This is a genomic window from Segatella copri (assembly GCF_009494395.1).
GTDB lineage: Bacteria > Bacteroidota > Bacteroidia > Bacteroidales > Bacteroidaceae > Prevotella.
Genome location: NZ_VZCB01000039.1, coordinates 44,275 through 52,140, shown reverse-complemented (window position 1 = coordinate 52,140; position 7,866 = coordinate 44,275). Strand labels below are relative to the sequence as shown.

The 7,866-nt window shown below is 43.2% G+C and carries 6 protein-coding genes; 3 read left to right on the top strand and 3 right to left on the bottom strand.

What is annotated here, in order from left to right:
- Nucleotides 1–90: 90 nt before the first annotated feature.
- The 3 genes from F7D73_RS04150 to mobV all read left to right on the top strand — a co-directional run bounded on the left by F7D73_RS04150 (nt 91) and on the right by mobV (nt 4,042).
- The gene (locus tag F7D73_RS04150; RefSeq protein ID WP_367383698.1) at nt 91–1,269 is read left to right on the top strand and encodes a primase-helicase family protein; all 1,179 of its coding nucleotides are present in this window, start codon (nt 91–93) and stop codon (nt 1,267–1,269) included.
- Nucleotides 1,270–1,546: 277 nt separating this feature from the next.
- On the top strand, nt 1,547–2,497 hold the full coding sequence (locus tag F7D73_RS04145) for a toprim domain-containing protein (protein WP_153122429.1): 951 nt from the start codon (nt 1,547–1,549) through the stop codon (nt 2,495–2,497).
- Nucleotides 2,498–2,686: 189 nt separating this feature from the next.
- The gene (gene mobV / locus F7D73_RS04140) at nt 2,687–4,042 is read left to right on the top strand and encodes a MobV family relaxase (RefSeq protein ID WP_153122427.1); all 1,356 of its coding nucleotides are present in this window, start codon (nt 2,687–2,689) and stop codon (nt 4,040–4,042) included.
- 62 nt (nt 4,043–4,104) lie between these two features.
- Here the strand turns inward: mobV and F7D73_RS04135 are convergent, their stop codons facing one another.
- The 3 genes from F7D73_RS04135 to F7D73_RS04125 form a co-directional block, all read right to left on the bottom strand.
- Complete coding sequence (locus F7D73_RS04135) at nt 4,105–4,908, bottom strand: class I SAM-dependent methyltransferase (protein ID WP_100766125.1); 804 nt, start codon at nt 4,906–4,908, stop codon at nt 4,105–4,107.
- Between the two features lie 75 nt (nt 4,909–4,983).
- The gene (locus F7D73_RS04130; RefSeq protein ID WP_153122425.1) at nt 4,984–6,675 is read right to left on the bottom strand and encodes a sigma-70 family RNA polymerase sigma factor; all 1,692 of its coding nucleotides are present in this window, start codon (nt 6,673–6,675) and stop codon (nt 4,984–4,986) included.
- A gap of 90 nt (nt 6,676–6,765) precedes the next feature.
- Nucleotides 6,766–7,458 (bottom strand): Abi family protein, encoded by a 693-nt coding sequence (locus F7D73_RS04125; protein WP_153082174.1) that lies wholly within the window; start codon nt 7,456–7,458, stop codon nt 6,766–6,768.
- Nucleotides 7,459–7,866: the final 408 nt, after the last annotated feature.

Below are 7,866 nucleotides of genomic sequence, written 5' to 3'. Positions count from 1 at the left end.
AAGGTTAGATTATGAGCAAGACAAACGACAACAATCAGCCTGTAGGCGTGGGAAAAGCAAAAGCCACAGGCAGCACCTACGACAAACGAGGTGTTCATCCGTGTTGGCACTACCTTGTACAAGGTGGTTGACCAACCTACCATCACAGGAGGAAAGGTAAGAAAGCGCATCCCATGGAATATGGAGACCTTGCGTCAGGATTACGGCAAGGAGTTCATCAAGTACGTTCACAAGTATGACGGCTTCTGTACCGTTCCCGAACATGTGAACCACCGCACGGTGATAGATGGTTTTCTCAACCTTTACGAACCGATAGGACACAAGCCGATTCAAGGTGACTTCCCGAACATCAAGAAATTGGTAAGTCACATCTTCGGTGAACAATACGAGCTTGGCATGGACTACCTGCAACTGCTCTATCTCAGACCTGTGCAGAAGTTGCCCATTCTGCTACTTGTATCAGAGGAGAGGAACACAGGCAAGACCACGTTCTTGAACTTTCTGAAGGCATTGTTCCAAGACAACGTGACATTCAACACCAACGAGGACTTCCGTAGTCAGTTCAACTCCGATTGGGCTGGCAAACTGCTCATTGTCGTGGACGAGGTGCTGCTCAGCCGCAGGGAGGATTCCGAGCGGTTAAAGAACCTTAGCACCACACTCTCGTATAAGGTGGAAGCCAAGGGTAAGGACAGAAATGAGATTTCTTTCTTTGCCAAGTTCGTGCTATGTTCTAACAATGAATCCTTGCCTGTCATCATTGACGAGGGAGAAACCCGATATTGGGTGAGGAAGATTTCATCGTTGCAAGCGGATGATACCAACTTCTTGGAGAAACTAAAGGCGGAGATACCCGCTCTTCTGTTTCATCTGCAAGGCAGAACGCTATCCACCGAGCACAAGAGCCGAATGTGGTTCGCTCCCGAACAGATAGCTACTGATGCACTGAGAAGAATCATACGTTGCAACCGCAACAGGCTTGAGGTGGAAATGTCGGAGCTGTACCTTGAGGTCATGGAGAACACCCAGACCGACAGCTTGCAGTTCTGCCTTAATGACGCAATCGCCTTGTTGCAGTGCAACCACGTGAAAGCGGAGAAGCACCTTGTGCGAAAGATAGTGCAGGACTGCTGGAAGCTGCAACCTTCCGAGAACGCCCTCACCTACACCTCATACGAGTACAACTATAACAGCAGCGGTCGCTACTCGCCAACAAAACGTGTGGGCAGGTTCTACACAGTAACAAGAGACAAGCTAAATAGCATATAATTTTGTTGAATTGTTGAATATGATGAAAGAAGCGTTGAATACCAGGCAATTACGGTTCAACATTTTCTCAACAAATCTCTCAACAAAAGAAAGAGACTGTTGAAAAGATAAAACATGACGGCTCATGCCTTTCTTTCTCTTTTGCCCAGTGATTTTGTTGAAAAGAACCATTTGTTGAGAGATTGTTGAGAAGATAAGTCTTTGATTATCATACCAATTACATACTATCCTCAACAATTCATCAGAAATACATACACCACTTAATCCACAGTAAGACATGAACATTCAAGAAGCAAAGCAAATCAAGATTGCAGACTATCTGCAAAGTTTGGGACACAGTCCTGTCAAGCAGCAGGGCGCAAACCTTTGGTACAAGTCACCATTGAGAAACGAGAGCGAGGTATCTTTCAAGGTGAACACTACGATGAACAGTTGGTTCGATTTCGGAGTGGGCAAGGGCGGCAACATCATCACCCTTGCGTCATACCTCTACGCATCAGATAGCTTGCCATATCTCTTGGACAAGCTGGAGAAGCAAGCACTCCATGTCCGCCCGACTGACTTTTCTTTCCCTCAGCAAGCTTCCGAGCCGAGTTTTGAGAGATTGGAGGTTAGGGAACTCAACCACCCTGCACTCCTACGCTATCTGAGCGAGCGGAATATTGACCTGTGCATCGCCCGAAAGGAATGTGTGGAACTCCACTTCTCGCATAATGGCAAGAACTACTTCGCCATCGGCTTCAAGAACAAGTCGGGCGGTTACGAGGTTCGTAACCGATTCTTCAAGGGTTGCATGTCCCCCAAGGACATCACACATATCCGACAGCAAGGCGAGCCAAGATACGCTTGCTATGTGTTCGAGGGTATGATGGACTATCTTTCCTTTCTCTCGTTACGCATGGAGAAGTTTCCGTCTTGTCCGTCATTGGAAGCGCAGGACTACGTGATACTCAACTCAACAAGCAACGTTGACAAGGCTATTGGCGCACTACACGGCTACGAGCGCATCAGTTGTCTGCTCGACAACGACGAGGCTGGGCAGAAGGCAACGCTTGCCATCGAGACTGCCCTCGGCTACCATGTGAGGGACGCATCCCACTTGTACAGTGAGTACAAAGACTTGAACGACTATCTGTGCGGAGTTAAATCCAAACAGTCTGTACACCAAGTACAGCCTGTTAAGCAAACCGTTCCACCTCGAAAGAGAGGCGCAGCCTTGGGCATATAGGCGGTTCCTGCTCCAATGGCTATTCTGAACGGAAAAGCCATAGCTCAATAGGGCGTTTTCTTGACGCAGTGGCACGCCACCACTAAAAACGCCCATTGAGCAAAGGGGCATCCCCTTTTGAAACCCCGTGAGCCATGCGCAGGGCGCAATGCGGCAAGCGGATTTGTACAACTCAAGAACAAGTTTATTATGGGACATTTCAGTTTGGATTTCAAGAAGGCAAAGGGCAGCTCTGACGCAAGGGAGTCAGACCACATAGAGCGCAAGGTGATACCCGACAACGCTGACCCTACGAGAACTCACCTCAACCGTGAGCTTGTCAAGATGCCGAGCGGTGTGTATGGTCGTGACGAAGCCATCGCCCACCGCATCAAGACGGCAGGCATCAAGCGCAAGATAACCAATGACCAGGTGAGGGTGATTAGAACCGTGCTGTCTGGAACGCACGAGGACATGATGAACATCGCAGCCAATGGTCAGCTTGACGATTGGTGCAACGACAGCTTGAAGTGGTTGCAGGACACATTCGGCAAGGAGAATGTCGTTTCGGTGGTTCTCCACATGGACGAGCACACGCCACACCTCCATGCCTCCATCGTTCCAATAGTGATAGGCGAGCGGAGAAAGGCAAGAAGCAAACCTACGGAAGAGGGCAAGCGGACATACCGCAAGAAAGCCAATGCCGTGAGACTGTGTGCCGATGATGTGCTCAACCGAGACAAAATGATTGGCTATCACGACAGCTATGCTGAAGCCATGAGCAAGTATGGCTTGAAGAGAGGTGTCCGTGGATCAGATGCGAGGCATACCACCACGGCACAGTATTATCGCAACATCAAGCGAGAGACCGAGAGACTTCAAAACTGTATGAAGCTGCTGCAATCTGATATTGAGGAAGCACAGCGACTTCTACAACAAACCAAGAGTGAAATCAGCACGGAGAAACTACAGGCTGCTAAGATGGAAGCCAAGACAGCCTTTGTGTCGAAGATTGGTTTTCTTTTAGGTAGTGGAAAATTGAAGGAGGTGGAGCAACACAACCGAAAGTTGTGCGAGCTTGTGACAGACCGAGAGCAATACATTGACGAACTCCATGAGAAGGTGCAGCGAATGGAGGACAGCCACAGTAAACAGCTTGGCGAGATGCGGCAGAAGCACCAATCGGAGGTTGCGAATTTAGAGAGCAAGCACACAGTAGAGGTTTCTTTACTCAACGACATCATCCGCAAAGCCAAGCGTTGGTTCCCTATGTTGGATGCACGCTTGCAAATGGAAGACCTGTGCAGGAAGATTGGTTTCTCCATCGAGCAAATCGGAGTGCTTCTGACCGGAAAGGCACTCAACTTTAGCGGTTCACTCTATTCCGAGGAACACAGAAGAAAGTTCAAAGTGGAGAATGCAGAAATCAAGGTGTTCGCTGATTCTACCAAGCCTAACCAATTGTTTTTATATGTCAATAGACAGCCTATTGTTGAATGGTTCAAAGAGCAATGGAATAACCTAAAGTTACATTTGTTTTCACAACGTAAAAGTCTAAGATTATAAAAATCTATGAGGGTACGCTTAGCGCCCTCATGGATTATCAAGTTTTACGATATAACTTTCCTTTAAAATTTCTCTTTATTACCGATGCTTAATACATACCAGCATGAAGTGGTGAAGAAATTTCTGATATACTTCACTCTCCAGACCCAATGAGGCAAGAGCCGTGGGGTAAGATGGAACTTCTGCTTGTAATGAGGATTGATGAACCAAAGTTTTTGGTCAGTTACCGAAAAGCCACATTGGTGTATGAGTCTTTCAAACAACTCTATACTTGTTCGGCAATCTTTTATGCTCATAAGTTCATTTATTGTTCCTTTCTCTTCATTGCATGTTTTTAGCAACAACTTGTATAAAGGGTTTGACAACAAGTGAATGAATGGAAGATGGGAGCAAAGTTTGCTTCTGCAAATCTGTTGATGTCCCCCAAAAGGCATCTGCCATGCTGGAAATCCGACAAACAGCACACCTTTTGTTTTCAGAAATTTTCTTAGGTGTACAAGAAAAAGTTCTTTTGTCGGAACGTGTTCTATCACATCATGCAATAGTATTACATCATATTTATCCTCTTCATTACATGGAACAGGATATTGCATGAAATCACAGCATACAAATGTTGCATGATTACAGATTTCAGAAAAGTATGCCTTAGCATCTTTGATTCTGCATTCCGCAACATCTATGCCTGTCACCTTGCAGCCCAACTGTGCAAAGGGAACTAAGTTTCCTCCTTCGCCACAGCCAACCTCCAAGATTCTACTCTTTGATGTCAGTTCCGTGAAATCTGACAAGTAACTGATGTAAAACTCCTTAGATGTTATCTCCAAGTCACGGAAATACATCTTCCTGTCTGTATGTCTTTTTTGCATGTATCTTATTTTTTGAACTTTCTGTAAATATAGATACAGAAAGTTCATAAAGACTGCACGCAAAATGAGACTTTTTTACCAAGAGAACCTAATGCCGAAAGGCACAGTCAAGGTAAATGGACGTTCTGTCCAAGCATTCTTGACAGCACTTCCATTCGGAATATACCAATTCAGCGTAGGTTCAACAAATAAAGTCAGCTTTGGTGCAAATTGATATTGTATTCCAATGTTTGTGTTAACAGTCCACTGCATTGAAGATGTTGTCTTCCAATCCGTTGTATAGCCAGACTTTCCTCCTACTATATAATCTGCATAAGTCTTTCCATATAATGGTATCTGAATGCTTGCTCCTGCTGAACCATAAGCTGACAGCCTCTTGTACCTCATGAATTGGTATGAGAGCTTGACAGGAATACCGATGTAATGTAACTTTTGTTCCTTGTCAACACGGTAATCGCCTGTACCTAAGGTGAAGTATGATTTCAAGTAAGAGTATTGGAGTCCTGTTTCCAAACTCCAATGCTTTCCAATATTCTTGTTCACAGCCAATCCTAATGTTATAGGTTTGTCATGATGTTCTGCCTCTTCAATTTTACCCTTGTTGTTATCGGCAATATCCATCATGGCAACATTTTCAGCCGTATGGTCTGTTGGAGTTAAGCGATGTAGATATTCCGCATACTCTTCCCATGTCGTAAAGCTCTTTTCTGATGGTTGTTCACTCGTTATATCATCACCGCTGCCTGCTATAATCTTATAGACGTTTTGTGCAAGAGTAGTACCCAAAGAACCTGCTGCAAGCAATTGCCATTTACTTTTCTTGTGCGTCCTTGTATCACCTGCAATCCATTTTTCCTCATTTGGAATAGGTGTATAGACAGAATCTTTTATGATGATACTATCTCGCTTGTTATCTGCCAAAAAATGTTGGCTCTCCTGCAAAGAATCGGATATTTCGACAATAACATTTTGACCAGCCTTAATAGAATCACTAACAGTTATTACAGTGTTCTTTCCATGTTGAACACTTAGATAATTAGAGCATAAAACAGCATTTTGCGCACTACTAATAGAAACATTAGGTTTCTTTTGCATAGACGTAATGCCTTTACTTGGCTTTCGGGTTCTAACTATATTCACATCATTTTTAGAAACGAGTTTCTTCTTTGCTGTAAAATATCTATATACAGGAATGACTATCAACGCCAATGCGATGAGAAGCATAGCCCTTGGAAACAATGTATTTCGCAACATTGCCTTTGCCCTTGCCAATTGTGAGGAAGAACTATGTGGGGCAATATCAAGCAATTCTCCGATTTCTCGATGTGATAAGCCATCCAATACGGACATATTGAATATTTTCTTATACCCTTCTGGCAAATTGTCTATTGCCGACATGATTTCCTCATACTGAATTGATTGCTGGGAAGCACTGTCATTTTCCAACACGATACTAAAATCTTCCTCTATTTCAGACAAGGAAATGAAATTGTACTTCTTACCTTTCTCCTGATATTTCAAGACAAGGTTAGTGGTGATACTTGTAAGCCATTGACTAAACCTATGAGTATTTTTCAAGTCTTTCAACGAAACAAACGCAAGTACAAAAGCATCTTGGACAAGGTCATCAACGACTGCCTTGTCCTCTCTAAGAATATTGATGCATATCCCTTTCATCTTAGGATAATACATCTGGTATAATGTGCTGAAAGCGTCAGCGTCACCTAGTTTTGCTTTTTCTACTAATGTTGTTATATTCGAAGCCATGAGCGAATTGTTTCGTACTATCTATTTTGATATAGATACACCAATGGCTTGATGACTGCACGAAATTTGGTTAAAGAATGTAAATATGAATTATTTTAAGGCATTGATTTTGGAACAGACACTCTGCACATGGTCGAGCCCATACAACATTGAGCGAGAATCTATTCCCATCCAAGAGAATAAAGTCTGAATTTTCTGGTATTCATTGACGATGTAACTTGTGTCAATTTCCGATGCATGAAGTCTGAAACAGATAGGTTCATGGTGTGCAATTCTGTTTCTCAAACTGTTCACCTTGTCTAGTTCATTGAATATGTATGTGTTGTTGTATTGAATCGCAGCTGACGAACGAGGTTTGTTAGGGAATGCCCTTAGCAGACATTGTCCTGTCACACGATATTGTAGTGAGGAATACATATATTTCCAAACACCAAATTCCATTTCTGCAATCAGTTTGGAATGAGAGTATATGCCTTGTCTATTCAATCGGTTGTATGCCTTTTCTATGATTTTCCTTGTCTCGTTCATGCGTCCATTGGAGAATATTCCATTGTCTTGAACAGAATCTTTCAGCCAATTCTCTCCCAAGGTCGGCACCAAAAGACTATCAATCGCATTACGCAATGCCACTTCAAAGCAGCTAACTATCGTAAACATCTCCTGCGACAAACGTAAGTTGTAGCGATACAAAGCCATAGCCTTGCGAGTGTCACCATTCGCAGCATCCTTATATCTCTGCATTCGTTTGGCAGACAAGATTCGCTCAAATTCTAAATATTCCATAAAAAATCGTCCATTTACTTGGTTGTAACAAGAAAAAACACTATCTTTGTAGCGTTGATTCCCGGTAGCCTCTGATTCGTCAAGCTATCGGGTCTTGTTTTTATATGATTCTTGCCTACAAAAATACATCTTTTTCTGTGATTACGATTATGCCACATTATATAATTACAGAAATTTAACTGTAAAAAGTTGCAAAAATCCCTTGCGATTTCGTGTTATTGTTGTAATTTTGCAGTTAATAAGAGTTGTTAGGTAAGCAAACGTATGCAGATTGCAGAAATTAGAACCGTTGCTAAATCATTACCTCCATTGAGGTGAAACACTCATAAATCGCTCATTTTAAGCTATTCAGCAGATTTTAGCGTAATTTTATTAAAAAAGTTCACATAAATCCCATTATTGGGCGAT

Bases quoted from the DNA above. Each gene is read 5' to 3' on its own strand.
- F7D73_RS04130 (WP_153122425.1), bottom strand. From the start codon at position 6,675: ATGGCTTCGAATATAACAACATTAGTAGAAAAAGCAAAACTAGGTGAC.
- F7D73_RS04135 (WP_100766125.1), bottom strand. From the start codon at position 4,908: ATGCAAAAAAGACATACAGACAGGAAGATGTATTTCCGTGACTTGGAG.
- F7D73_RS04145 (WP_153122429.1), top strand. From the start codon at position 1,547: ATGAACATTCAAGAAGCAAAGCAAATCAAGATTGCAGACTATCTGCAA.
- mobV (WP_153122427.1), top strand. From the start codon at position 2,687: ATGGGACATTTCAGTTTGGATTTCAAGAAGGCAAAGGGCAGCTCTGAC.
- F7D73_RS04125 (WP_153082174.1), bottom strand. From the start codon at position 7,458: ATGGAATATTTAGAATTTGAGCGAATCTTGTCTGCCAAACGAATGCAG.